General features: G+C 75.4%; 21 protein-coding genes and 1 other RNA gene. 14 read left to right on the top strand and 8 right to left on the bottom strand.

The window, feature by feature from the left end; all coding sequences use genetic code 11:
* Positions 1-34: 34 nt before the first annotated feature.
* The 6 genes from ACOACO_RS13925 to ACOACO_RS13950 form a co-directional block, all read right to left on the bottom strand.
* Complete coding sequence (locus ACOACO_RS13925; RefSeq protein ID WP_420296873.1) at positions 35-3,028, bottom strand: DEAD/DEAH box helicase family protein; 2,994 nt, start codon at positions 3,026-3,028, stop codon at positions 35-37.
* Complete coding sequence (locus ACOACO_RS13930) at positions 3,012-6,038, bottom strand: bifunctional [glutamine synthetase] adenylyltransferase/[glutamine synthetase]-adenylyl-L-tyrosine phosphorylase (protein ID WP_420296874.1); 3,027 nt, start codon at positions 6,036-6,038, stop codon at positions 3,012-3,014. Before ACOACO_RS13930 ends, ACOACO_RS13925 begins: the two co-directional genes overlap by 17 nt.
* Complete coding sequence (locus tag ACOACO_RS13935) at positions 6,039-6,803, bottom strand: type 1 glutamine amidotransferase (protein ID WP_420296875.1); 765 nt, start codon at positions 6,801-6,803, stop codon at positions 6,039-6,041.
* Between the two features lie 17 nt (positions 6,804-6,820).
* Positions 6,821-8,158 carry a glutamine synthetase family protein gene (locus tag ACOACO_RS13940; RefSeq protein ID WP_420296876.1) on the bottom strand — a complete coding sequence of 446 codons (1,338 nt, stop codon included), beginning with the start codon at positions 8,156-8,158 and terminating at the stop codon, positions 6,821-6,823.
* 55 nt (positions 8,159-8,213) lie between these two features.
* Positions 8,214-10,256, bottom strand: coding sequence for an NAD(+) synthase (locus ACOACO_RS13945; RefSeq protein WP_420296877.1), 2,043 nt, complete (start codon positions 10,254-10,256; stop codon positions 8,214-8,216).
* 120 nt (positions 10,257-10,376) lie between these two features.
* Positions 10,377-10,658, bottom strand: a complete 282-nt coding sequence (locus ACOACO_RS13950; RefSeq protein WP_420296878.1) for a hypothetical protein — start codon at positions 10,656-10,658, stop codon at positions 10,377-10,379.
* 26 nt (positions 10,659-10,684) lie between these two features.
* Here ACOACO_RS13950 and ACOACO_RS13955 point away from each other — a divergent pair, with 26 nt between their 5' ends.
* The 3 genes from ACOACO_RS13955 to panB all read left to right on the top strand — a co-directional run bounded on the left by ACOACO_RS13955 (position 10,685) and on the right by panB (position 13,117).
* The gene (locus ACOACO_RS13955) at positions 10,685-11,041 is read left to right on the top strand and encodes an antibiotic biosynthesis monooxygenase family protein (protein WP_420296879.1); all 357 of its coding nucleotides are present in this window, start codon (positions 10,685-10,687) and stop codon (positions 11,039-11,041) included.
* 8 nt (positions 11,042-11,049) lie between these two features.
* On the top strand, positions 11,050-12,093 hold the full coding sequence (locus ACOACO_RS13960) for a zinc-dependent alcohol dehydrogenase (RefSeq protein WP_420296880.1): 1,044 nt from the start codon (positions 11,050-11,052) through the stop codon (positions 12,091-12,093).
* Positions 12,094-12,235: 142 nt separating this feature from the next.
* A complete protein-coding gene (panB, locus tag ACOACO_RS13965; protein WP_420296881.1) occupies positions 12,236-13,117 on the top strand; it encodes a 3-methyl-2-oxobutanoate hydroxymethyltransferase in 882 nt (293 codons plus the stop codon).
* Between the two features lie 42 nt (positions 13,118-13,159).
* Here panB and ACOACO_RS13970 read toward each other — a convergent pair whose 3' ends face one another.
* A complete protein-coding gene (locus tag ACOACO_RS13970) occupies positions 13,160-13,375 on the bottom strand; it encodes a hypothetical protein (RefSeq protein WP_420296882.1) in 216 nt (71 codons plus the stop codon).
* Between the two features lie 46 nt (positions 13,376-13,421).
* Between ACOACO_RS13970 and map the strand changes: the two genes are divergently transcribed.
* Genes map through ACOACO_RS13990 form a run of 4 tightly spaced genes read left to right on the top strand, consistent with a single transcriptional unit; the run spans position 13,422 to position 17,726 of the window.
* Positions 13,422-14,273 (top strand): type I methionyl aminopeptidase, encoded by an 852-nt coding sequence (map, locus tag ACOACO_RS13975; protein WP_420296883.1) that lies wholly within the window; start codon positions 13,422-13,424, stop codon positions 14,271-14,273.
* 50 nt (positions 14,274-14,323) lie between these two features.
* Complete coding sequence (locus ACOACO_RS13980) at positions 14,324-15,955, top strand: circularly permuted type 2 ATP-grasp protein (protein WP_420296884.1); 1,632 nt, start codon at positions 14,324-14,326, stop codon at positions 15,953-15,955.
* Positions 15,949-16,884 carry an alpha-E domain-containing protein gene (locus tag ACOACO_RS13985; RefSeq protein ID WP_420296885.1) on the top strand — a complete coding sequence of 312 codons (936 nt, stop codon included), beginning with the start codon at positions 15,949-15,951 and terminating at the stop codon, positions 16,882-16,884. Before ACOACO_RS13980 ends, ACOACO_RS13985 begins: the two co-directional genes overlap by 7 nt.
* Before the next feature lie 2 nt (positions 16,885-16,886).
* Complete coding sequence (locus tag ACOACO_RS13990) at positions 16,887-17,726, top strand: transglutaminase family protein (protein WP_420297240.1); 840 nt, start codon at positions 16,887-16,889, stop codon at positions 17,724-17,726.
* 48 nt (positions 17,727-17,774) lie between these two features.
* On the opposite strand, the gene ACOACO_RS13995 is transcribed toward ACOACO_RS13990, so the two are convergent.
* On the bottom strand, positions 17,775-18,221 hold the full coding sequence (locus ACOACO_RS13995; protein ID WP_420296886.1) for a tetratricopeptide repeat protein: 447 nt from the start codon (positions 18,219-18,221) through the stop codon (positions 17,775-17,777).
* Between the two features lie 73 nt (positions 18,222-18,294).
* Here ACOACO_RS13995 and rnpB point away from each other — a divergent pair.
* The 7 genes from rnpB (at position 18,295) to ACOACO_RS14030 (ending at position 23,993) form a co-directional block, all read left to right on the top strand.
* Positions 18,295-18,698: RNase P RNA component class A (rnpB, locus tag ACOACO_RS14000), an RNA gene on the top strand.
* Between the two features lie 128 nt (positions 18,699-18,826).
* Complete coding sequence (locus tag ACOACO_RS14005; RefSeq protein WP_420296887.1) at positions 18,827-19,249, top strand: PPOX class F420-dependent oxidoreductase; 423 nt, start codon at positions 18,827-18,829, stop codon at positions 19,247-19,249.
* Positions 19,250-19,254: 5 nt separating this feature from the next.
* Entirely contained in the window at positions 19,255-20,148 is an 894-nt protein-coding gene (locus tag ACOACO_RS14010) for a M23 family metallopeptidase (protein ID WP_420296888.1), read from the top strand.
* A 57-nt stretch (positions 20,149-20,205) separates the two neighbouring features.
* Positions 20,206-20,880, top strand: coding sequence for an endonuclease (locus ACOACO_RS14015; RefSeq protein ID WP_420296889.1), 675 nt, complete (start codon positions 20,206-20,208; stop codon positions 20,878-20,880).
* Positions 20,881-20,989: 109 nt separating this feature from the next.
* A complete protein-coding gene (locus ACOACO_RS14020) occupies positions 20,990-22,771 on the top strand; it encodes a thiamine pyrophosphate-requiring protein (protein ID WP_420296890.1) in 1,782 nt (593 codons plus the stop codon).
* Between the two features lie 52 nt (positions 22,772-22,823).
* Positions 22,824-23,129 (top strand): hypothetical protein, encoded by a 306-nt coding sequence (locus ACOACO_RS14025; RefSeq protein WP_420296891.1) that lies wholly within the window; start codon positions 22,824-22,826, stop codon positions 23,127-23,129.
* A gap of 54 nt (positions 23,130-23,183) precedes the next feature.
* A complete protein-coding gene (locus tag ACOACO_RS14030; RefSeq protein WP_420296892.1) occupies positions 23,184-23,993 on the top strand; it encodes a YidC/Oxa1 family membrane protein insertase in 810 nt (269 codons plus the stop codon).
* Positions 23,994-24,002: the final 9 nt, after the last annotated feature.

The following is a 24,002-nucleotide window of genomic DNA, read 5'->3' on the forward strand; positions in this document are numbered from 1 at the left end:
GACGCGGCCGGACGGGAGCGGGCCCAGCGCCCGGTCAGCCCCAGTGGCGCCGCAGCACCGCGGAGACCCGGAACGGGTCGCTGCCGTGCTGCGCCGCGAGCACGCCGGTGCCCTCGGGCGAGCCCGTCCACAGCGCCCGCGGCTCCCCTCCGGCCCAGTGCGCCCACGCCCGGGCGTAGGCGCCCGCACGGTCGGCGTTGCTGCCGAGCACGGCGGGCACCGGGTGCCACACCTCGCCGTCGTGGTCGACCTCGCCCCGGGCGGCGCGGCGCAGGACCCGCCGGGGGTCTCCCTCGGGCGGCGGCGGACCCAGCACCCGTCGCGCGACGAGGTACCGCGGCCGCTCGACCGGCCCCAGGGCCTCCTCGAGCGCCGTCGCGAAGGTCCGCGAGGCCTCCTCGTCGACGTGCAGCAGGCGCGCCCGGTAGGTGCCGTCGGGATCCACGCTGGCGCGGACGGCGTCGGCACCGGCCGGCACCAGCCCGGCGGCGTGGAGGGCGTCGGCCACGGCCGCCGCCACCTGGTGCACCGCCGGCGCGCTCCGGGCGTGCGCGAGCACCGCCCGCGCGTGGACCTCGCGGCGCCGCGACCGCTCCCGCCGTCGTACGACGTGGTGCCCCACGCCGGCGAGGAGGCCGGCAGCGGCGCCGGCGACGACCCCCGTCTCGCTGCCGGTGACCGCCAGCGCCGCCCCGCCCAGCGTGACCCCGCCGAGGACGAGCCCGGCGCCGGCGTCGCGGCCCAGCGCCACGCGCTCGTCGCTCGCGGCGTCCGCGTCCAGCACCGGGGCCCTCCGCGGCTCAAGGACGAGCACGCCCGCGCCCCCGGGCACGACCGGCAGCACGCCGGCGGGCGCCCCCGGGTGACCCCGCAGCCGGACCGCGGTGCCGACCACGTCGTCGTACGGCTCCCCCACCCGCCACCTCTCCCGCACCCCCGCCCGGTCCGCGGCCCGGACCCGCGCACGGGCGTTGAGGCGGTCGAGGTCTTCGACGGGCGGCGGGCGGTACGGCGAGAGCAGCGGGTCGAGGTGGGCGACCCCGTCGACGACGTCGCCCGCGTCGTCCACGCCGAGGAAGCCGGTGTGCTTGCGCACGAGGCGGTGCCAGTCCGCGTCGCCCTGCGGGTGCTCCGGCGCCAGGCACACCACCGTCCAGCTGACGGCGACCTTGTCGGGCCACGCGGGGTCGGTGCGCAGCGCCCGGCCGCGCACCTGCACGACCGACTGGCTCGTCGTCGCCGCCGTCAGGTCGACGACCCCGGTGACCCGCCGGGCGTCCCAGCCCTCACCGAGCAGGCCCTTGGTGCCGACCAGCACCCGGCCGCCGCCCGCCTCGAACCAGGCGGTCACCTCCCGCACCCAGCGCCGGCTGCGCCACGCGCCGGTCGTGCCGACCAGCCGGGCCAGCGGCGTGCTGCCCGCCTCGGGCGTCCCGTCCTCGACCGGCTCGACCCGCAGCGTCGCCGCCAGGTCGGGGTCGTGGGCCGCGACGTGCGCCGCCAGGCCGGCGAGCGTCCCCGGCGCCCCCGCCACGGTGCGGGCGGTCACCAGCAGCGGACCGAGCGCCGCCGTCACGGGGTCGGCCGCGAGCCGGTCGAGGATCGCCCACGCCGAGCCCGCCCGGCCGTCCACGACGCCGCGCAAGGTCATCGGCACCGTCGCCGTGGCGCTCTCGTGGTCGCAGAGCACCAGCAGCCGCAGGCGGTCGCCGAGCTCGGCGGCCTCGTGGGTGACGATCTCCACCGTCGCCGTGGCCTTGCCCTCGGAGCGGGCGAGCACGCGGTCGACGACGCTGCGGCCCCGCCGTACCCCGTTGCGGGTCCACACCCGGCCCACCGCCGGCAGGGTGCGGCGCACCACCTCCAGCACGCGGGCGTCCTCCGGGTCCTCGCTCGGCACCACGCAGCGACGCAGCCAGTCGTCGAGGAGCAGCACCCAGTCGTCCACGTCCGGCGGCACCCGGTGCTCCTCCCGGGGCCGCGCCCCCTCGGGGAGGTCGAGGAGACCGGCGTGCACCAGGCGCAGGACCGCGTCGGCGAGCCGGGGCTCGGCCAGCGCCAGCCCCGACCACGCCACCCGGCGCTCGGCCCGCGTGGGCTCGACGAAGCGGCGCTCCAGCCACGTGCGGAACGGGGTCGTCCCGAACCCCGGGTCCTCCAGCAGCGAGCGCAGCTCCGCGAAGCGCAGGCCGCCCTCGGCCAGCCAGTCGCGCTCCGCGGCGGTCGGGGTGGTGAACCAGGCGGTCTCGGCGAACGGGGCCAGGTCGCCCTCGCGCACGACGGCCGGGACGCTCGCGGCGTAGGCCACCGGACCGAAGAGGGTGTCGACGACCGCGCCCTGGGCCCGGGAGAGCGTCTCGCGGGGCGTCGCCGTCAGCCCGAGCACGCGGGCGCCGGGTACCCGGTCGAGCAGCGCGACGAGCAGCTCGCCCCACAGGTCGAGCAGGTGGTGGCACTCGTCGAGGACCAGCAGGAGCGGGCCCGCCGAGGCCAGGCGCTCGACGAGGTCGGCGCCGTTGGGGTGCAGCCGGGCCACGAGGTCGTCCCCCGCGTCACCCGGCTCACCCGGCTCACCCGGCTCCCCCGGCTCCCCCGGCTCCTCCGGCTCCCCCGGCTCCCCCGGCTCCCCCGGCTCACCGTCGTCGGAGCGGAAGACGGCGACGGACTGGTAGGTCAGCGCGGTCAGGGCCGTGCCCAGCGACCGGTCGGTGCCCACGTCGAGGCCGAACGCCCGCGCCGCGGCGGCCCACTGCCCCTGGATCGCCGTGTTGGGCGCCAGCACGACCACCCGCTCGGCCTCGCCGGCCGCCAGCGCGTCGCGGGCCACGGCCAGGCCCACCCACGTCTTGCCCGAGCCGGGCGGCAGCACGACCCAGGAGCGGGACGGCACGCCCGCGGCGCGCTTCGCGGCGTCGTCGGCGGCGAGGGCCGCCAGCGCGAGCCGCTGGTGGCGGCGCCAGCCCGCGGACCCCGGCGGTGGAGCGGGCGGGGAGCCGGGCGGGGCGCCGGCGTCAGCCCCAGAAGACACGGTCGACGACCGCCCGCGCGTGCCGCGTGGTGCGGAGGTGGTCGTTGACCATCGCGTCGACCTCACCGGTGGCGTAGCCGAGCACCTCGGCCACCGCGCTCCGCTCGCGCATGTCGCGGGGCAGCTGGTCCGCCGGCTTGCCGCGCACGAGGGTGACCGCGTTGCGCAGCCGGCTCACCAACCGCCACGCCTCGGTGAGGGTCTCGGCGTCCTCGCCGCTCAGCAGCCCCGCCTCGCGCGCGGCGTCCAGCGCCTCGAGGGTGCGCGGCGTGCGCAGGCCCGGCACGCGCCCGGCGTGCTGCATCTGCAGCAGCTGAACGGTCCACTCGATGTCGGCGAGGCCGCCGCGGCCGAGCTTGAGGTGCGTGGCGGGGTCGGCGCCGCGCGGCAGCCGCTCGGTGTCGACGCGCGCCTTGATGCGCCGCACCTCGGCGACCGCGTCCTCGTCGAGCCCGTCGGTGGGGAAGCGCAGGGGGTCGACCAGCTGGTGGAAGCGCGCCCGCAGCCGCTCGTCGCCCACCACGGCGTCGGCCCGCAGCAGCGCCTGGAACTCCCACACCGACGACCAGCGGCGGTAGTACGCGGCGTACGAGTCGAGCGTGCGCACCAGCGGCCCCTGCTTGCCCTCCGGCCGCAGGTCCGCGTCGACCTCCAGGGGCGGGTCGGTGCCCGCCACCCCGAGCTGCTTGCGCAGCTCGCCCACCACCGCCTGGGCGTACGACGACGCCGCGGCCGCGCGGTCGGGGTCGACGTCGCCGTCGGGCCCGGGCAGGGGCTCGTGGACGAACACGACGTCGGCGTCGGAGCCGTAGGAGAGCTCGAACCCGCCGTACCGGCCCATCGCCACGATCGCCATCCGGGTCGGCGGCTCGTCGAGGCCGCGGGTGCGGGCCACGGCACGCATCGTCGCGTCGAGCGTCGCCTCGAGCGTCGCGTCGGTGAGGCGCGAGAGGGCGGCGCCCACGGTGGCGACGTCGGTGATGCCGAGCAGCTCGCCGCAGGAGATGCGGAACAGCTCGCGCCGGCGTACCGCCCGCACGGCACGCACCGCGGCACCCAGGTCGTCGTGGCGCCGCACGCTCGACAGCATCTCGGCGGTGAGGCTCTCGGCGCTCAGCGGCGCGAGGTCCTGCCCGAGGATCCGCACGCCCTCGGGCTCGCGCTGGAGGAGGTCGGTGGCGTAGCGGGACGTGGCGAGCACCCGCGCGAGCCGCTCGGCCACCTCGCCCTCGTCGCGCAGCAGCCGGAGGTACCACGGCGAGGAGCCCAGCGACTCCGAGATGCGGCGGAAGCCGAGCAGGCCGGCGTCGGGGTCGGGGGCGTCGGCGAACCAGGCGAGCAGCACCGGCAGGAGCGTGCGCTGGATGCGGGCGGTGCGCGACAGGCCGGCGGTGAGCGCCTCGAGGTGGCGCAGGGCGGCCGCGGGGTCGAGGTAGCCGAGCGCGGCGAGCCGCTGCTCGGCCGACTCGGGCGAGAGCCGGGCGCTGGCGCCCGGGATGCGCGCGACCGCCTCGAGCAGCGGCCGGTAGAAGATCTTCTCGTGGAGGCGGCGCACCTCGCGGCGGTGGTGGCGCCACTCCTTCTCCAGCTCCACCACGGAGTTGCGGGCGTGGCCCATCGAGCGGCCGAGGCGGCGCAGGTCGGCCTCGTCCTCGGGGACCACGTGGGTGCGGCGCATCTGCCACAGCTGCATGCGGTGCTCCAGCGTGCGCAGGAACGCGTACGCCTCGTGGAGCGCCCGCCCGTCCTCCTGCCCGACGTACCCACCGCGCGTCAGCTCGGCCAACGCGCTCAGCGTGGCCTGGCTGCGGATCCGCTCGTCGCCGCGCCCGTGCACCAGCTGCAGGAGCTGCACGGCGAACTCGACGTCGCGCAGCCCGCCCGAGCCCAGCTTGAGCTGCCGCGCGGCCTCCCGCGACGGGATGTGCTCCAGCACCCGGCGGCGCATGGCCCGCACGTCGGTGACGAAGTTCTCGCGCTCGGCCGCGCGCCACACGAACGTCTGCGCCATCTGCAGGTACGCCGCACCCAGCGCCGCGTCGCCCGCCACCGGGCGGGCCTTGAGCAGGGCCTGGAACTCCCAGGTGCTGGCCCAGCGCTCGTAGTAGCCCTCGTGGCTCGCGAGCGTGCGCGTCAGCGGGCCCTGGCGGCCCTCGGGGCGCAGGTTCGCGTCGACCGGCCAGATGCTGCCCTCGCCGGTGTGGTCGGAGCAGACCTGCATGAGCTGCGAGGCGAGCTTCGTCGCCGCGCGGGCCGCCGCGTCCGGGTCGGCCCCCTCGGCGGGCTCGTGGACGAAGACGACGTCGACGTCGGAGACGTAGTTGAGCTCGTGGCCGCCGCACTTGCCCATCGCGATCACGGCGAGCCGCACGTCCGCGGCCGCCTCCCCCACGCGGGCGCGGGCCACGGCGAGGCCCGCCTCGAGGGTGGCCGAGGCCAGGTCGGACAGCTCGGCGGCCACGTCGTCGACACCCAGGTGGTGGGCGAGGTCGCGCGCCGCGAGGCGGAGCAGCAGGCGCCGGTACTCCACCCGCAGCGCGTCCACCGCCGCCCGGTCCGCGTCGGGGCCGGGCAGGGCGGAGACGGGGTCGACGTCGGCCGGGTCCGCTCCGACCGCGAGCAGCAGGCTCTCGCGCAGTGCCCAGGCGGCCGGCCGCGTGGAGCCCAGGTACGGGTCGGTGAGCTCGCGCCACTGCTCCGGGTGGCGCGCCAGGTGGTCGCCCAGCGCCGTGCTCGCCCCGAGCACGGTGAGCAGCCGCATCGCGGTGCCCTCGTCGTCGGCCAGCGCCTCGAGGAGGGCCTCGGCGCCGCCCTCCACCTCGTGCTCTCCCACCCGCTCCACGAGCTGCACGAGCTGCCCCAGCGCGGTGTCGGGGTCGGCGGTGCGCGCCAGGATCGTGAGCACGGCGGGACCGTGCGCGCCGAGCGTGACGAGCCGGGCCGCGGCCTCGTCGACGTCGGCGAAGCCCGCCCGCAGCAGGGTGGCGCGGCTCGGCGCCCGCTCAGCCACTCAGCCCACCCCCGACGCGGTCGTGAGGGCAGCCGCCGCCCGCTGTGCCGCGAGGTGCGCGAGCGACGCGGCGAGCGGCGCCCACGTGGCCCCGAGCTCGTCGTGCGCGTCGTCGATCGCGGTCAGCACGTCGCGCCCGAGGACGCCCCGGGCCGGGTGCGCCGGCTCCTCCGCGGCCGCCCAGCACTCCACGACGCCGCCGTCGGCCTCGGGGTGCAGCTGCACGCCCCACACCGAGCGAGCGAGCCGGGCGGCCTGCACCCGCGCGCCGGGGCCGGTGGCGAGCATCGTCGCGCCAGCCGGCAGGCGGGTCACGACGTCGTTGTTCCAATGGACGGCCCGCGCCTCGGGCCGCGCGGCCACGACCGGCGCCAGCAGCGGGTCGTCGGCCGCCGCCGCGGTCCACCCCACCGGGGTCAGGCCCCAGGTCTGCCCCTGCGGGTCCCGCGCGACGCTGCCCCCGAGCGCCACGGCCGCGAGCTGGTGGCCGAGGCAGATCCCCAGGGTCGGCACGCCGCGCGACTCCGCGTCGACGACCAGCGCCCGCACCGCGGGGAGCCACGGGGCCACCGCGTCGTCGTACGCCCCCGGGGAGCCGCCCAGCACCAGCAGTCCGTCGACGTCGGCGAGGTCGGCCGGCAGCGGGTCCCCGTCACCGGCGTGGCGCACGTCGAGCGCGCAGCCGGCGTCGGCCAGCCACGTCTCGAAGCGGGCCGGCGGGCAGTCGTCCTGGTGCTGGACGACGAGGAGACGGGCGCGGCTCACGGTGCGGTCCGGTCCGGTCAGATGACCGGCAGCATGCGGTCGCGCTCGAAGGCGGAGACCTGGGTGCGGTACTCCTCCCACTCGGCGCGCTTGTTGCGCAGGAAGAAGTCGTAGACGTGCTCCCCCAGCGCCTCGGCCAGCAGCTCGGACGACTCCGCGATCGTGATGGCCTCCGACAGCGTCTTCGGCAGCGGGTCGATGCCGAGGCTCTTGCGCTCGCGCTCGGTCAGCGACCAGACGTCGTCCTCGGCCTCGCGCGGCAGCTCGTACTCGTTCTCGATGCCCTTCATGCCGGCGGCGAGCACCACGGCGTACGCCAGGTAGGGGTTGCACGCCGGGTCGATCGTGCGCAGCTCGACGCGGGTCGACTGGCTCTTGTTCGGCTTGTACATCGGCACGCGCACCATCGCCGAGCGGTTGTTGTGGCCCCAGCAGATGTACGACGGCGCCTCGCCGCCCCACAGCAGCCGCTTGTAGGAGTTCACCCACTGGTTGGTGACGACCGTGATCTCGCCCGCGTGGCGCATGAGGCCCGCGATGAAGTGGCGGCCGGTGCGGGAGAGCTGGTACTCCGCCCCCGCCTCCCAGAACGCGTTGCGGTCACCCTCGAAGAGCGAGACGTGCGTGTGCATGCCGGAGCCCGGGTGGGAGGTGAACGGCTTGGGCATGAAGGTCGCCCAGATGCCCTGGCTCAGCGCCACCTCGCGGATGACGGTGCGGAACGTCATCACGTTGTCCGCGGTGCTCAGCGCGTCGGCGTAGCGCAGGTCGATCTCCTGCTGCCCCGGCCCGCCCTCGTGGTGGCTGAACTCCACCGAGATGCCCATCGCCTCGAGCATGGTGATGGCCTCGCGACGGAAGTCCGAGCCCATCGACTGCGGCGTGTGGTCGAAGAACCCCGTGCGGTCCACCGGCACCGGGTCGGCGCCGACCTCGGGGATGTCCTTGAGCAGGTAGAACTCGATCTCGGGGTGCGTGTAGAAGGTGAAGCCCTTCTCCGCCGCGGCCGCCAGGTTGCGCTTGAGCACGAACCGGGGGTCCGCGTACGACGGGCTGCCGTCCGGCATCACGACGTCGCAGAACATGCGGGCGGTCGAGGGCCCCGTCGCGCGCCACGGGAGGATCTGGAAGGTCGAGGCGTCGGGCAGCAGGAGCATGTCGGACTCGTAGACCCGCGCGAAGCCCTCGATGGCCGAGCCGTCGAAGCCGATGCCCTCCGAGAAGGCCCCCTCGAGCTCCGCCGGCGCGACGGCGACCGACTTCAGGGACCCGAGCACGTCGGTGAACCAGAGCCGGACGAACCGGACGTCGCGCTCTTCGAGTGCGCGGAGAACGAAGTCTTCCTGCTTGCCCATGGCGCCACCCTAGTGGTCGGTGCGCGCCGGCCCGCGGCTCACCGGATGTTGTCGCTCACGACTCGGTCGGCACCCGCTCCAGGTCGGCCAGCCAGGCCGCGGCGGTCGCGTCCGACGGCATCCGCCAGTCGCCGCGCGGGCTCATCGTGCCGCCCGCCGAGACCTTCGGGCCGTTCGGCAGCGCGGAGCGCTTGAACTGGCTGGCGAAGAACCGGCGGACGAACACGTCGAGCCACCGGCGGATCTCGGCGAGGTCGTACTCGGCTCGGCGGTGCTCCGGGAAGTTCGGCGGCCACTCGCCCGCCTCGCGGTCGCGCCAGGCGTGCCAGGCGAGCAGCGCGATGCGGCTCGGCGACATGCCGTAGCGCAGCACGTGGAAGAGGGTGAAGTCCTGCAGCGCGTAGGGGCCCACGCTGTCCTCGGTGCGCTGGGGCAGCTTGTCCTCGCGGGTGGGGATGAGCTCGGGGGTGATCTCCTGCTCGAGGATCTCGCCGAGCACCTCGTTGGTCTCGTCCTCGAACAGGCCCGCGCCCATCACCCAGCGGATGAGGTGCTGCACCAGGGTCTTCGGCACGCCGGAGTTGACCGTGTAGTGCGACATCTGGTCCCCCACGCCGTACGTGCACCACCCGAGGGCGAGCTCGGAGAGGTCGCCCGTGCCCAGCACGATGCCGCCGCGGTGGTTGGCGAGGCGGAAGAGGTAGTCGGTGCGCAGGCCGGCCTGGACGTTCTCGAACGTGATGTCGAAGACCTCCTCGCCCTGCGCGAAGGGGTGTCCGAGGTCGGTGAGCATCTGGCGCGCGGCGCCGGTGATGTCGATCTCCTCGAACGTGACGCCGAGCGAGCGCGAGAGGCGGGTGGCGTAGGACTTCGTCTGGTCGCCGGTGGCGAAGCCGGGCAGCGTGAAGGCGTGGATGTCGCTGCGCGGGCGGCCGAGGCGGTCCATCGCGCGCGCCGCGACGATCAGCGCGTGCGTCGAGTCGAGACCTCCGCTGACGCCGATGACGATCTTGGGCTGGCCGATCGACTCCAGGCGCCGCTCGAGGCCGGCGACCTGGATGCTGTAGGCCTCGTAGCAGTCCTGCGCGAGGCGCTCGGCGTCGTCGGGCACGAACGGGTAGCGCTCCACCCGGCGCCGCAGACCCACGTCGCCGGTCGGCGGGTCGAGCTCGAACTCGACGAGGCGGAAGGCGCCGTCGCCGAGCACGGCGCGGCGGTTGTCGTCGAACGTGCCCGTGCGCAGGCGCTCGAGGCGGGTCCGGTCCAGGTCGGTGTCGACCACGGTGCGCCGCGGGCCGTCGGGGAACCGCTCGGTCTCCCCCAGCAGCTCGCCGTGCTCGTAGACCATCGTCTGGCCGTCCCACGACAGGTCGGTGGTCGACTCGCCCTGGCCCGCCGCGGCGTACACGTAGGTGCCGAGGCAGCGCGACGACGCAGAACGCGCCAGCAGCTTCCGGTCGTCGGCGCGGCCGACGGTGATGGGGCTGCCGGAGAGGTTGGCGAGCACCGTGGCGCCGGCCAGCGCGGCGTGCGCGCTGGGCGGGACCGGCACCCACATGTCCTCGCAGACCTCGACGTGCAGCACGAGGCCCCGCACGTCGCTCGCCGAGAACAGCAGGTCGGAGCCGATCGGCACCTCCTGGCCGGCGAGCAGCGTGGTGCCCCCGACGTCGTCACCGGGCGCGAACCAGCGGCGCTCGTAGAACTCCCGGTACGTCGGGAGGTAGGACTTCGGCGCCACGCCGAGCACCCGGCCGCGGTGGATGACGATCGCGGTGTTGAGCACGCGGTTGCCGTGGGCCAGCGGCGCGCCGACGACGAGCACCGGCAGCAGGTCCGCCGACGCGGCGACGATCTCCGCGACCGCCTCGAGCGTGGCGTCGAGCAGCACGTCCTGGAGGAACAGGTCCTCCGCCGAGTAGCCCGTGAGGCACAGCTCGGGGAAGACCGCGACGGCCACCGCGTCGTCGTGGCAGGCCCGCGCCTGCTCCAGCACCGCCGCCGCGTTGGCGGCGGGGTCACCCACCACGACGGGCAGCGTCACCGCCGCCACCCGGGCGAACCCCTGCGCGTACACCGAGGACCACTCCACGCTCACACCACCATCCCGGCCGACGGGCCGATCGAGACCAACCGTGCGCTTCGAAGATGCAGGGCCACCGGGTCCCGGTCTGGGCGACCCGGCCGGCCGACCGCCCGGTACCGCAGCAGCGCCTGCCTAACCGTCCTGCCGACCGTGCCGTCCCTCGCGCCGCCCGTTCTCCAGGGCCGCCAGCCGCTGCCGCGCGTCCTCCTGGTCGTAGCCGCGTCGGACCTCCCGGCGCAGGACCACCGCCAGCGGCAGCCAGAAGAACAGCACGACGAAGAGGAACAGACCGACCTGCACCGGCGCCGACACGGGGACGAGCGCGACCGCCACGACGAAGACCACGAGCAACCACAGCGGCGCGGAGTGCACCCGGCCCACGGTGCGGGCGTAGCGCGTCAGCAGGGAGGTCACCCCCGCATCGTGCCACCCTGGCTCCCGTGGCCGCCTTCCCCACCACCACTCCCGAGCCGCCGTACACGGCCGTCGTGTTCACGAGCGTGCGCACCGACGAGGACGACGAGGGGTACGCGGCCGCCGCAGCCCGCATGGACGAGCTCGCCGCGCAGCAGGACGGCTACCTCGGCATCGAGTCCGCCCGCTCGGGTCGCGAGGGGCTGACGGTCTCCTACTGGCGCGACGAGGGCAGCGCACGGGCCTGGAAGCAGGTGGTCGAGCACCTGGCGGCCCAGGGCGAGGGCCGGCGCCGCTGGTACGCGGCGTACCGGGTGCGGGTGGCGACGGTGCACCGCGAGTACGGCTGGCCCGCGGGCCGGGGTCCGCACCCCGACCTATAGTTGAAGATGTGACTATCACTTTCGCCGCCGTCGTCGGACCCTCCAGCACGAGCCTCGCGCAGGAGGAGGCGCCGGCCGAGCTGGCCCCGGGCACGGTGGAGGTCGCGATCACCTACTGCGGCATCTGCGCCACCGACACCCACAACCACACCTCGGGCGGGAAGGTCCCCCCGGCCGTGTTCGGCCACGAGTGGACCGGCACGATCACCCGCGTCGCGGACGACGTCACCGGCCTGGAGGTCGGCCGGCGCGTGCTGGCCAGCGTCGGCCCCGCCTGCGGCACCTGCGCCATGTGCCGCGCGGGCCACGCCGACCACTGCGACCTCGCCTTCGCCGAGGCCAACGGCGTCGCGCCGGGCTCGCCCGTGCACGGCGGCTTCGCCACCTCCCTCGTCGTGCCTGCCCGCCGCGTCGCGCCCGTGCTCGACGCGCTCAGCGACGTCGAGGCCGCGCTCGTGGAGCCGACCGCGGTGACCTTCCACGCCGTGCGGCGGACCCGGCAGCGCCTCGGCGCGGTCGTCGTCGTGCAGGGCGCCGGTCCCATCGGGCTGCTCACCGCCCAGCACGCGCGCCACGCGGGTGCCGGCCGGATCGTCGTCGTCGAGCCCAACGAGGCCCGCCGCCGCGCGGCCACCGAGCTCGGCTTCACCGAGGTGCTGGCCCCGGGCGACGCCGCCCGCGACGCCGTGCTGGCCGCGAGCGACGGGCTGGGCGCCGACGTGCTCTACGAGTGCACGGGCGTCGCCGCCCTCCTGCAGCCCTCCGCCGAGCTGGTCCGCCGCGGCGGGACCCTGTCGCTGCTCGGCTTCCCCATGACCGACTCGACCGTCAGCTACGGCGACTGGCAGGTGCGCGAGCTGACCGTGATCGGCTCGCTGGCCTACACCCACGACGACTTCCTCGGCGCGCAGCGCGCGATCGCGGACGGCTCCGTCCGGGTCGAGGGCCTCCACACCGGCACGATCGGCCTGGGCGAGCTGGAGGCGATGTTCGCCGAGCTCGACTCGGGCGCGACCGAGCACGCCAAGGTGCTCGTCGACCCGCGCCGCTGAACGGGCGTGGTCGCGGCGCCCGTCACCCACCCACCCGAGGTGACGGGCGCCACACCCCCGTCGGGCGCGCCGGTCGTACCCTGGGCGCGGTCCGGGGACTCCACCAGGGAGCCGCGAGAACGCACAGATCGGGAACTCGACGATGAGTGACGCCACGAACGAGGGGCCCAGCCCGTACGGATCGGGGTCGCAGGCCACCGCCGCGACACCCCCGGGCAGCGGGGGCGCCCCCCGCCGCATCCGCACCCACCACCTGCGCGACATGAAGGCGCGCGGCGAGCGGTGGACGATGCTGACGGCCTACGACATGTACACCGCACAGGTCTTCGACGAGGCGGGCGTCGAGGTCCTGCTGGTGGGCGACAGCGCCTCGAACAACGTGTTCGGCAACGAGACCTCGCTGCCCGTGACCGTGGACGAGCTGATCCCCCTGACCCGCGCCGTCGCCCGCTCCGCGCGCCGTGCGCTCGTGCTCGGCGACCTGCCCTTCGGCAGCTACCAGGCGAGCCCGGAGCAGGCCTACCTCACTGCGGTGCGCTTCATGAAGGAGGGCGGCGCCCACGCCGTCAAGCTCGAGGGCGGCGCCGAGATGGCCGCCACCATCACGAAGCTGACGCAGGGCGGCGTGCCGGTGTGCGCGCACATCGGCTTCACCCCCCAGTCCGAGCACACCCTGGGCGGGTACCGCGTGCAGGGCCGGGGCGAGGCCGCCGAGCGCGTGCTGACCGACGCCCGTGCCGTCGCCGAGGCGGGGGCGTTCGCCGTGGTGATGGAGATGGTGCCGGGCGACGTCGCCGCGCAGGTCACCCGCGAGCTGGCGATCCCGACGGTGGGCATCGGCGCCGGGCCCGACTGCGACGCCCAGGTGCTCGTGTGGCAGGACGCCTTCGGGCTCCGCTCCGGGCGGATGCCGCGGTTCGTCAAGCAGTACGCCGACGTCCGCTCCGTGCTGCTCGACGGCGCGCGGGCCTACGTCGACGACGTGCGGGGCGGGACGTTCCCCGGCCCCGAGCACACCTTCTGAGCCCGCGCCACGACGGCGGTCACCGGCACGGCGACGACGGGCTCAGCCCTCGCGGGGCTCGTCGTCGTCCTCCTCCTCAGCCGCGTCCCAGGCCTCGTTGCGGGCCTCGACCCGCTCGAGCGCACCGGCCGCCTCCTCGCGGGTGTCGAACGGCCCGAGCCGGTCGGAGTTGCGGCACCCCTTGCGGGGCTCGACCGTGTGGTGCTTGAGGCAGAACCACCAGTCGTCGGGGGTGTTGTCGGAGGAGGTGCGGGCCATGCCCCGAACCTACGGGGCGCCCGGGGCCGGCGGTAGCGTGACGCGCATGCGTCCCCCGCTCGTCCCCGGCACCGTGTCCCCCACCCGTCCCGTCCCGCGGCACATCCCGCGGCCGGAGTACGTCGGCAAGCCGGCCCCCGCCCGCTTCGAGGGCGACGACGTGCAGGACGAGGAGACGATCGCGCGGATGCGCGTTGCGGGTCGGGTGGCCGCGCAGGCGCTGGCCGAGGTGGGCCGTGCCGTGCAACCCGGCGTGACGACCGACGAGCTCGACCGGGTCGGCCACGAGTTCCTCTGCGACCACGGCGCCTACCCCTCGACGCTCGGCTACCGCGGCTACCCGAAGTCGCTGTGCTCCTCGATCAACGAGGTGATCTGCCACGGCATCCCCGACTCGACCGTGGTCGAGGACGGGGACATCGTGAACATCGACATCACGGCGTACCTCGACGGGGTGCACGGCGACACGAACGCGACCTTCCTGGCCGGCGACGTCGACGAGGAGTCGCGCCTGCTCGTCGAGCGCACGCGCGAGGCGCTGGAGCGCGGCATCAAGGCGGTGCGCCCCGGGCGGCGCACCAACGTCATCGGGCGGGTCATCGAGGCCTACGCGAAGCGGTTCGGGTACGGCGTGGTGCGTGACTTCACCGGTCACGGCATCAGCACGCACTTCCACTCCGGGCTCGTGATCGCGCACTACGACAACGACCACTACGCCGACGAGATCCGCGTCGGCATGACGTTCACGATCGAGCCGATGCTCACCCTCGGCACGCCGGAGCACGACATGTGGGACGACGACTGGACGGCCGTCACCAAGGACCGCCGCCGCACGGCGCAGTTCGAGCACACGCTGCTCGTGACGCCGACCGGCGCCGAGGTGCTGACGCTCCCCTGACGCCCGCCCGGCGCAACACCGGCGTTACGGGCCGTCGGTAACCTCCGAGCATGACCGCCATGTTCGAGGGCTACCCGGGAGCGCACGGGCCGGCGTACGACGAGATGTTCGACCCCACGGGGCTGCGCACGTCGTACCAGCAGCTGTCCCGCTCGCTGGAGGAGATGAGCGAGTCCGACCTGCGCGGGCGCGTGGACGCGCTGCAGACGGCCTACCTCGACCAGGGCGTCACCTTCGACATCGGCGGCGAGGAGCGGGCGTTCCCGCTCGACATCCTGCCCCGCGTCATCGAGATGGAGGCGTGGAACCGCATCGAGCGGGGCGTGCAGCAGCGCGTCAAGGTGCTCGAGATGTTCCTCGACGACGTGTACGACGCGGGCCGCGTCTTCGAGGACGGCGTCATCCCCCGCACGGTGGTGACGACGTCGTCGCACTACCACCGGGCGGCCGCCGGGATCACGCCGCCGAACGGCGTGCGGATCCAGGTGTCGGGCATCGACCTCATCCGCGACAACGTGGGCGAGTTCCGCGTGCTCGAGGACAACGTGCGGGTTCCCTCGGGCGTCTCCTACGTCATGACGAACCGGCGGGCGATCTCCTCGGCGCTGCCGGAGACGTTCGCCCAGCACCGCATCCGCCCGGTCGCCTCCTACCCGCAGCGGCTGCTCTCCGCGCTGCGCGCCGCGGCCCCCGCGGGCGTCGCCGACCCGACCGTGGTCGTGCTGACGCCGGGCGTCCACAACGGCGCCTACTTCGAGCACGCGCTGCTCGCACGCACCATGGGCGTCGAGCTCGTCGAGGGTCGCGACCTGGTCTGCCGGCGCGGCCGCGTCATGATGCGCACCACCCACGGCCTGGAGCAGGTGCACGTCATCTACCGCCGTGTCGACGACGAGTTCCTCGACCCCGTGCAGTTCCGCGGCGACTCGCTGCTCGGCTGCCCCGGGCTCATCAACGCCGCCCGCGCCGGCAACGTGACGATCGCGAACGCGGTCGGCAACGGCGTCGCCGACGACAAGCTCGTCTACACCTACATGCCGGACCTCATCCGCTACTACGTGGGCGAGGAGCCGGTGCTGCGCAACGTCGACACCTGGCGGATGGGCGAGCCGGAGCACCGCGAGGAGGTCATGGACCGCCTCGACGAGCTCGTGCTCAAGCCGGTCGACGGCTCGGGCGGCAAGGGCATCGTCATCGGCCCCCGCGCGACGCGCGCCGAGCTCGACGAGCTGCGCGCCAAGGTGCTGGCGGACCCGCGGGCGTGGATCGCGCAGCCGGTCGTGCAGCTCTCGACGGTGCCCACGTTCGTGGGCGGCCGGATGGCCCCGCGGCACGTCGACCTGCGCCCGTTCGCGGTCAACGACGGCCAGCGGGTGTGGGTGCTGCCGGGCGGCCTGACCCGCGTGGCCCTCGCCGAGGGCGAGCTCATCGTCAACTCCTCGCGCGGCGGCGGGTCGAAGGACACGTGGGTGCTCGCCGGCCCGGGTGCGGGCCAGCACCGCCCGCTGGCGACCCGGCCGACGGCCACGAGCACCTCTCCCCCGGTCTCCGGCCCCGCGCTGGGCGCGGTGACCGGCGTCGAGCAGGAGCAGCAGCAACAGCAACAGCAACAGCAGGCGGGAGAGCGGGCGGGGCGGGTCCCCGCGCCCGGGACCGAGGTCGAGGAGGACGGCGCGTGCTGAGCCGCATCGCGGAGTCGATGTTCTGGATCGGGCGCTACGTCGAGCGCGCGGAGGACACGGCCCGCATCCTCGACGTGCAGACCCAGCTCATGCTGGAGGACCCGACGGTCGACGAGGCCGCCACCTGCCGGACCCTGCTGTCGATCATGGGCGTGCCCCACGACGAGGACGCGCCGGTGAACCGCCAGACCATCCTCGAGCTGCTGGCGTACGACGCGCAGGCCCCCGCCTCGATCGCGGCCGCCCTCGCCGCCGCCCGGGAGTCGGCGCGCCGGGCGCGCGAGACGTTGTCGGAGCCGATGTGGGAGGCGGTCAACACCACGTGGCGGGCGCTCCCGTCGGGGCGCTTCCGCACGCTGCGGCCCCCGGCGGTGTTCGGCTGGGTGCGCGACCGCGCGGCCCTGGTCAACGGCACGGCCGAGGCGACGATGACGCGCGACGAGGGCTACCAGTTCCTCGTGCTCGGCCGCAGCATCGAGCGGGCCGACATGACGGCGCGGCTCGTCGCGACGGCGGCCCTGACCGGGTCGAGCGGGGCGTCGGCGTGGACCTCCACGTTGCGTGCCTGCGGTGCGTACGAGGCGTTCCTGCGCACCTACCGCGGCCTGGAGACCGACCGGGGCGCGGCGGAGTTCCTGCTGCTGGACCGGCTGTTCCCCCGCTCGATCGTGCACTCGATCAGCCGGGCCGAGCAGTGCCTGGAGAACCTCGAGGCCGGCGGCCAGCGCGCCGGCTTCCAGAACGACGCGCAGCGGCTGCTGGGCCGCACCCGCGCCGACCTGGAGTACCGCTCGCTGTCCGACGTCGTCGCGAACCTGCCGGCGGAGATGGAGCGGCTGCAGTACACGTGCGCCGCCGCGACGGAGTCCGTGACCCGCCGGTACTTCGCCGGCTCCGAGGCGACCGAGTGGCACGGAGGTGTCCTGTGAGCATGCAGCTGCGCATCACCCACACGACCGGCTACGAGTACGACGGGAAGGCCATCACGTCGTACAACGAGGCGCGGCTGACCCCGCAGACCTCCCCCGAGCAGATCGTCGTGCACACCCGGCTCGACATCACCCCGACACCGTGGACGCACACCTACCGGGACTACTTCGGCTCGCAGGTGACGGCGTTCGAGGTGCTCGACCCGCACGACGCGCTGACGGTGCAGGCGCACGCGACCGTGCACACCAACCGCTCGCCGCTGCCCCCGCCGGCGCTGGCCTGGGCCGACCTCGCGACGCCCGAGGTGGCCGACGTGCACACGGAGTACCTCGTGCTCTCCGAGGCCGTCGCCCCGACCGACGACTTCGCCGCCGAGGTGCGGGCGATCGGCACGGACGCCGCCACCCCGGGCGAGGCCGCGATCGGCGTGTGCGCCCTGGTGCACGCGGAGGTCGACTACCTGCCGGGCTCCACCGAGGTCGGCAGCCGCGCGGCCGTCGCGTGGGAGCAGCGCGCCGGCGTCTGCCAGGACATGACGCACCTCGCCATCGGCGGCCTGCGCACCCTCGGCATCCCCGCGCGCTACGTGTCGGGCTACCTGCACCCGCGCGCCGACCCCGAGATCGGTGCGACCGTGCAGGGCGAGTCCCACGCCTGGGTCGAGTGGTGGGACGACGGCTGGCACGCCTTCGACCTCACCAACGACCAGCCCATCGGCGACCGCCACGTCGTCATCGCGGCCGGGCGCGACTACGGCGACGTGCGCCCCCTGTCGGGCATCTTCGCCGGCGCCCGCACCTCGCGGATGTTCGTCGAGGTCGAGGTCACCCGGCTGGCCTGAGGGCCGACCCGCGCCCGGCCCCACCGCGGACGCGGGGTACGGCGCACCTCAGCGCAGCTGGTCGAGCGTGCCCGTCCGCTCCGCGAGGCGACGCTCGATGCGCAGCACGGTCGTCTCGTGCTCGGGGTCGCCCGTCATCGCGGCCGCGAGGCGCGCGTGCGGGAGGGCGTCGGCGTACCGGGACTGGCGCTCGAGGCTGCGCGCCAGCGCGTGGCGCACCCAGTCGTCGCTGGGGTTCTCGTCGGCGAGGCCGCGCAGCTCGGTGTCGGCGCGCTGCAGCTGGGCGCGCAGCAGGTACGCCCACGCGCGCAGGCTCCGCAGCCCGTAGTTGCCCGGGTCGACCTCGAGCGCAGGCTCGAGCACGTCGAGCGCCTCCTTCGGCGCGCGGCGGGCGAGGAGGTCGTACGCCGTGCGGTGGGCACCCGCCGGGTCGGCCGCCTGGCCGGGGAAGACGATGGCCGGGGCCTGGATCTCGTGCTGGATCTCGTCGTTCATGGTGCTCCTCTCGTGGGGCGCCCGGACAACGTTCGGCGCCCCGGTCGGATTCCCCTATCCTTGCGCGAGCGGATGGGCTGGCCGGGCGGCCGCGGCGCGCTCCACGGAGGGCGTCGAGGAAGGTCCGGGCTCCACAGGGCGAGGTGGTGGGTAACGCCCACCCGGGGTGACCCGCGGGACAGTGCCACAGAGAACAGACCGCCCGCGCCGACCTCGGTCGGTGCGAGCAAGGGTGAAACGGTGGTGCAAGAGACCACCAGCGCTCCGGGCGACCGGAGCGGCTCGGTAAACCCCACCTGGAGCAAGGTCGAGAAGCCTCCCCACGGGGAGGTGCGCGTGCGTTCGAGGGCTGCCCGCCCGAGCACGCGGGTGGACTGCACGAGGTCGTCGGCAACGGCGGCCCTAGATGGATGGCCGCACATCGGTGCCCGGCGACGGGCCCGAGGACAGAACCCGGCCTACAGGCCAGCCCGTCCGCTACCCCCGCGCAGGCCGGCGACGCCGGTCGCTGCGGCGTCACCTGCCGTTGGTGCGCCTGTGGCACGGTGGAGGCGACCCCTGCGAGCACGCACCGCAGACACCCCGACGCGATGGAGATGATGCACGTGAGCGACTCCCCGTTCTCCCCCTCGGCCCGCGAGATGCTGGCGAAGCCCAACCCGGCCGTCATCGCCACCACCCGCCGCGACGGGCAGCCCGTCTCCGCGGCGACGTGGTACCTGCTGCAGGACGACGACCGCATCCTCGTCAACATGGACGAGGGGCGCGTGCGTCTCCAGCACCTGCGGCGCGACCCCCGGGTCAGCCTCACCGCCATCGACCAGGCCGACTTCTACACCCACCTCACCGTCATCGGCCGCGTCGTCGACATCCACGACGACCCCGACCTCGTCGACATCGACGCGCTGTCCCGCCACTACACGGGCGAGCAGTACGCGCGGCGCGACCGGCTCCGGGTGAGCGCCCTCATCGAGGTGGACCGGGTGCACGGCTGGGGCGCCCAGAAGAACAACGACCAGGCGTCGTAAGGCCCGTGGCACGCGTCGTCGCCCGCCTGCGCCCCGTCTGGTCGAGGGCGATGGTGGCGCTGCTCCTGCTGCTCGTCGTCGAGGTGGCGGTGGTCCTGCTCGACGCGCCCGTCGAGGGCATCCTCACCCGCGCCGACTGGGGCCCGCCCGCCCTCGCCGTCGCGCTCGTCGTGCTGTGGGTCCTCGTGGGGGTGGCCCCGCGGTCCCACGTCGACGATCCGGTGACCCTGGCGCCCCCGGTGCGGGGCGAGTGGGTCGCGGTCAACAGTCCCGGGCAGAAGCTGCCGAGCCACGGCACGCGCACCCGCGGGCAGTACAGCGCCGTCGACGTCTGCGGCCGGGCGGCGGCGGGCGGCCCACCCCTCGTGCGCTGGGGACTGCGGGGCACCGCGCCCGCGCGCTACCCCGGGTACGACGAGCCGGTGCTGGCGATGGCCGCCGGGGAGGTGGTGCGGGTGCTCGACCGGCAGCGGGACCACCGGGCGCGGGACACCTGGCAGGCCCTCATCCTCATGGTCGCCCTCGAGGGGCTGCTGCGGGAGCTGGGCGGCACCCGCAAGGTGCTCGGCAACCACGTCGTGGTGGCCCACGACGACGGCACGGCGGCGGTCTACGCCCACCTGCGCCGCGGTTCGGCCGCCGTGCGCACGGGCCAGCGGGTCGCCGACGGCGAGCCGCTCGGCCGGGTCGGCAACACCGGCAACACCTCGCTCCCCCACCTCCACGTGCAGCTGATGGACCACGTGCACGTCGACGCCGCCGCCGGCATCCCCCTCGCCTGGTCGGACGTCGAGCCCACCGGCGAGATCGACGAGCGGTTCGCGTCGTACGCCAAGCCGCCCGCGGACTCGGCGCTGCCGACGATGCCGCGCAACGGCGAGGTCTTCGTCGCGGGGTGACGGTGGCGGGGTGACGGCACCGCCGCCCGTGACCGCCCGGGGCCTACGCTCGGCCGGATGAGCGACCCCGACGTCGTCCGCGCGCTGCTGGAGCGGCACGGCACCACGTTCGCCGAGGACGCCGGCATCCACCTCGCCGACGAGCCCGCGCCGCTGTGGCGGCTGCTCGTGCTGACCCTGCTGCTCTCGACCCGCATCCGGTCGGCGACCGCCGTCGTCGCCGCCCGGGCGCTGTCCGACGCGGGCTGGACCACCCCCGCCCGCATGCGGGACTCCCCGCGCCGCCAGCGCGTCGCGGTGCTCGGCCGCGCCGGCTACCGCAGGTACGACGAGCGCACCGCCACCCGGCTCGGCGAGCTGGCGGACGCCGTGCTCGACCGGTACGACGGGGACCTGCGCCGCCTGCGCGACCACGTTCGGGACGACACCGACGGCGCGGACGGCGCCGGCGACGCCCGCGTCGTCGAGCGGGCGCTGCAGGGCTTCGCCGGCATCGGCCCGGGCGGCGCCGCGATCTTCTGCCGGGAGGCCCAGGGCGTCTGGCCGGGGCTCGCGCCGTACGTCGACGACCTCGCGGCCCGCGGCGCCGAGCGGCTCGGGCTGCCCGCCGCCGACGACGAGCTGGCCCGGCTGGTCTCCCCCGGCGACCTGCCCCGCCTGGTCGCGGCCTGCGTCCGCGCGGCCCGCGACCCGGCCGTGGTCGCCGACGTCACCGGCCACCGCGACGGCTGAGCGCACACGGCCCGCGCGGCACGTGCGCCCGGTCGGGCTGGGTACCAGCCGACGTGGACCACACCAGCACCCGCACCGCCCGCACGCCCCGGACGTCCGGGGGTCGCTCGTGACCCGCACCGTCGCCGACCTCGTCGTCGAGCGCCTGCGCGCCTGGGGCGTCCACCGGGTCTTCGGCTACACCGGCGACGGCATCAACCCCGTCATGGGTGCCCTGCGCCGCGCCGACGGCGACCCCGCCTTCGTGCAGGCCCGCCACGAGGAGCAGGCCGCCCTGATGGCCGTGGGGCACGCGAAGTACACCGACGGCATCGGCGTCGTCCTCAGCACCCAGGGCCCGGGCGCCGTCCACATCCTCAACGGCCTGTACGACGCGAAGCTCGACCACGTGCCGCTCGTCGCCATCGTCGGCCAGCAGCCGACCACCGCGCTGGGCTCGGAGTACCAGCAGGAGATCGACCTGCCCGCGCTCTTCAAGGACGTCGCGGCCCAGTTCGTGCAGTCGGCCCTGTCGCCCGAGTCGGCGCCGATGGTCATCGACCGGGCGTTCCGCACCGCGCTGGCGACCCGCAGCCCCTGCGTCGTCGTCATCCCCCACGACGTGCAGACCGCCGAGATGCCGGAGAGCCTCCCCCACACCCACGGCGTCGTGCCGACGACCCCGACCTGGCGCACGCCCGTCGTCGTGCCCCGTGACGACGCCCTGCACGCCGCCGCCGAGGTGCTGAACGGCGGCGAGCGCGTCGCCCTGCTCGTCGGCCAGGGCGCGAAGCACGCCGGCGACGCGGTGCAGGCGGTCGCCGAGCGGCTCGGGGCCGGCGTGACGACCAGCCTGCTCGGCAAGCCGTGGTGGGACGAGTCGCTGCCCACCAGCGCGGGGGTGATGGGCCACCTCGGCACCACCGCGTCGGGCTGGCTGATGGACGAGTGCGACACCCTCCTCGTCGTCGGCAGCAACGACCCGTGGACGGAGTACTACCCCGCGCCCGGCCAGGCCCGCGCGGTGCAGGTCGACATCGACGGGCGCCACCTCGGCAACCGCTACCCGATCGAGGTCGGGCTCGTCGGCGACGCCGCCACCACGCTCGAGCGCCTGCTCCCCCTGCTGCACGAGCGCACCGACCGCTCCTGGGAGCAGCAGGTCGTCGCGCAGGTCGGGCGCTGGCACGACATCGCCGAGCGCCGCGCCCGCATCGAGGCGCGCCCCCTCAACCCCGAGCTCGTCGTACGACGCCTGTCCGACCACCTGCCGGCCGACGCCATGGTCGCCGTCGACGTCGGGTCCGTCACCTACTGGTACGCCCGCCACCTGCGCCTGCCGCCCGGCGTGCCCGCCCACCTCTCGTCCACGCTGGCGAGCATGGGCTCGGCGGTGCCGTACGGGCTGGCCGCCAAGCTGGAGGAGCCCGGGCGCCCCGTCGTCGCCCTCGCCGGCGACGGCGCCACCCAGATGACCGGGCTGGCCGAGCTCGTCACGGTCGCCTCGCGCTGGCGCGACTGGGCCGACCCGCGCTTCGTGCTCCTCGTGCTCGCCAACCGCGACCTCGCCGAGGTGACCTGGGAGCAGCGCGAGATGGAGGGCGAGCCCCGCTTCGACACCAGCCAGTCGCTGCCGGACGTGCCGTACGCCGGGTGGGCCGACCTGCTCGGGCTGCGGGGCATCCGGCTCGACGACCCCGCCGACGTCGACGACGTCTGGCGGGCGGCGCTCTCGGCCGACCGGCCCGTCGTCATCGAGGCGGTCGTGGACGCCGACGTCCCGCTGCTGCCCCCGTTCCCCGCCGGCGCCCAGAAGCTCGAGAGCTTCCGCGGAGCCCTCGACCAGGAGGGCGCGGACGGCGAGCACGCGCGGGCGCTGCTCGACGAGCACGCCGCCCACGAGGGCGGCTGATCCGGACGCCGCCCCCGTCCCCGCCCTCGTCCCCGGTCGTAGGATGACGCGCGTGACCCCGACGAGCCCGGCCGGCCGGACGCCCCTGGTGGCGTTGCTGGTCGGCGTGCTCGCCCTGCTGCTCCCGGCCGTGCTGGCCGCCGGGGCCACCGGGGGCGCGGACGGGGCCGGGGCGGTCGCGGTCACGCTGTCCCTCGCCGCGCTCGCGCTGCTCCTCGGCCCGCGCGGCGGGCGGCTCGTGCTGCCGCGGCCCGCCCGTGTGCACGCCGCGTCGTCGTACGACGGCCCTCCCGCCCGCGGTCACGTCACCGACGTCGGGCACCACCCGCTCCTGCCCCGCGCTCCGCAAGCGGCCTGACGCGCTCCCGCGCGCCCTCAGGCCCCTTCCGCACGAGCACCCAGGAGCACCGCTGTGTCCGTCCTCGATCCCCTCACGCACGCCCTCGCCGCGCTGGTCGCGGCGACCCACGCCACCCTCACCCACCTCGGCGCCGCGCCCGACGGGGCGCTCGCGTGGTGCCTCGCCCTGCTGGCCGTCGTCGCGGCCGTCCGCCTGCTCCTGCTGCCGCTCGTCGTGCACGGGGTGCGGCAGGCGCACGCGTCGGCCCGGGCCCGTTCGGACCTCGCCGAGCTGGCGCGGCGCTACCGCGGGCGGCGCGACGCCGCGAGCCTGCGGGCGTACGCCGACGAGCGGCGCCGCGTCGGCGCCGAGCACGGCGTCTCGCGCTGGGGCTGCCTGCCCGTGCTGGTGCAGCTGCCGGTGTGGGTCGCGCTCCTGCACCTCGTCAGCGACACCGCCGCCGGCGCGTCGGTCGGCGCGCTCGACGCGGGCCTCGTCGCCTCGTTGGGCGCCGCGACCATCGCCGGCGTGCCGCTCGCCGATCGCGGCCTGGCGGGCGGCGCCCCGGGGCACGTCGCGGTCGTGGCGCTGCTGGCGGGCACGGCGGCGGTGCTGTCGTACGTCACGCAGCGCTTCCTCGTGCTGCCCAACCTGGTGCTCGACGGCGCGCCCGAGGCGGTCGTGAGCGCGCAGCGCCTGATGCCGGCCCTGTCCGCGCTCGGGCTCGTCGCCGCGGCGGGCGTCGTGCCGGTGGCGCTGCTCGTCTACTGGGTCGGCAACGCGACCTGGACGCTGGGCCAGAGCGCCGTGGTCGCGCGCTGGTTCCCCACCCCCGGCAGCCCTGCGGCGGTACGGCGGGAGGCCCGCCGCTCGCCGGCCTGAGCCGGCCCT

This window comes from Nocardioides sp. CPCC 205120, from assembly GCF_048654585.1.
In the GTDB taxonomy this organism is placed as follows: Bacteria; Actinomycetota; Actinomycetes; order Propionibacteriales; family Nocardioidaceae; genus Nocardioides.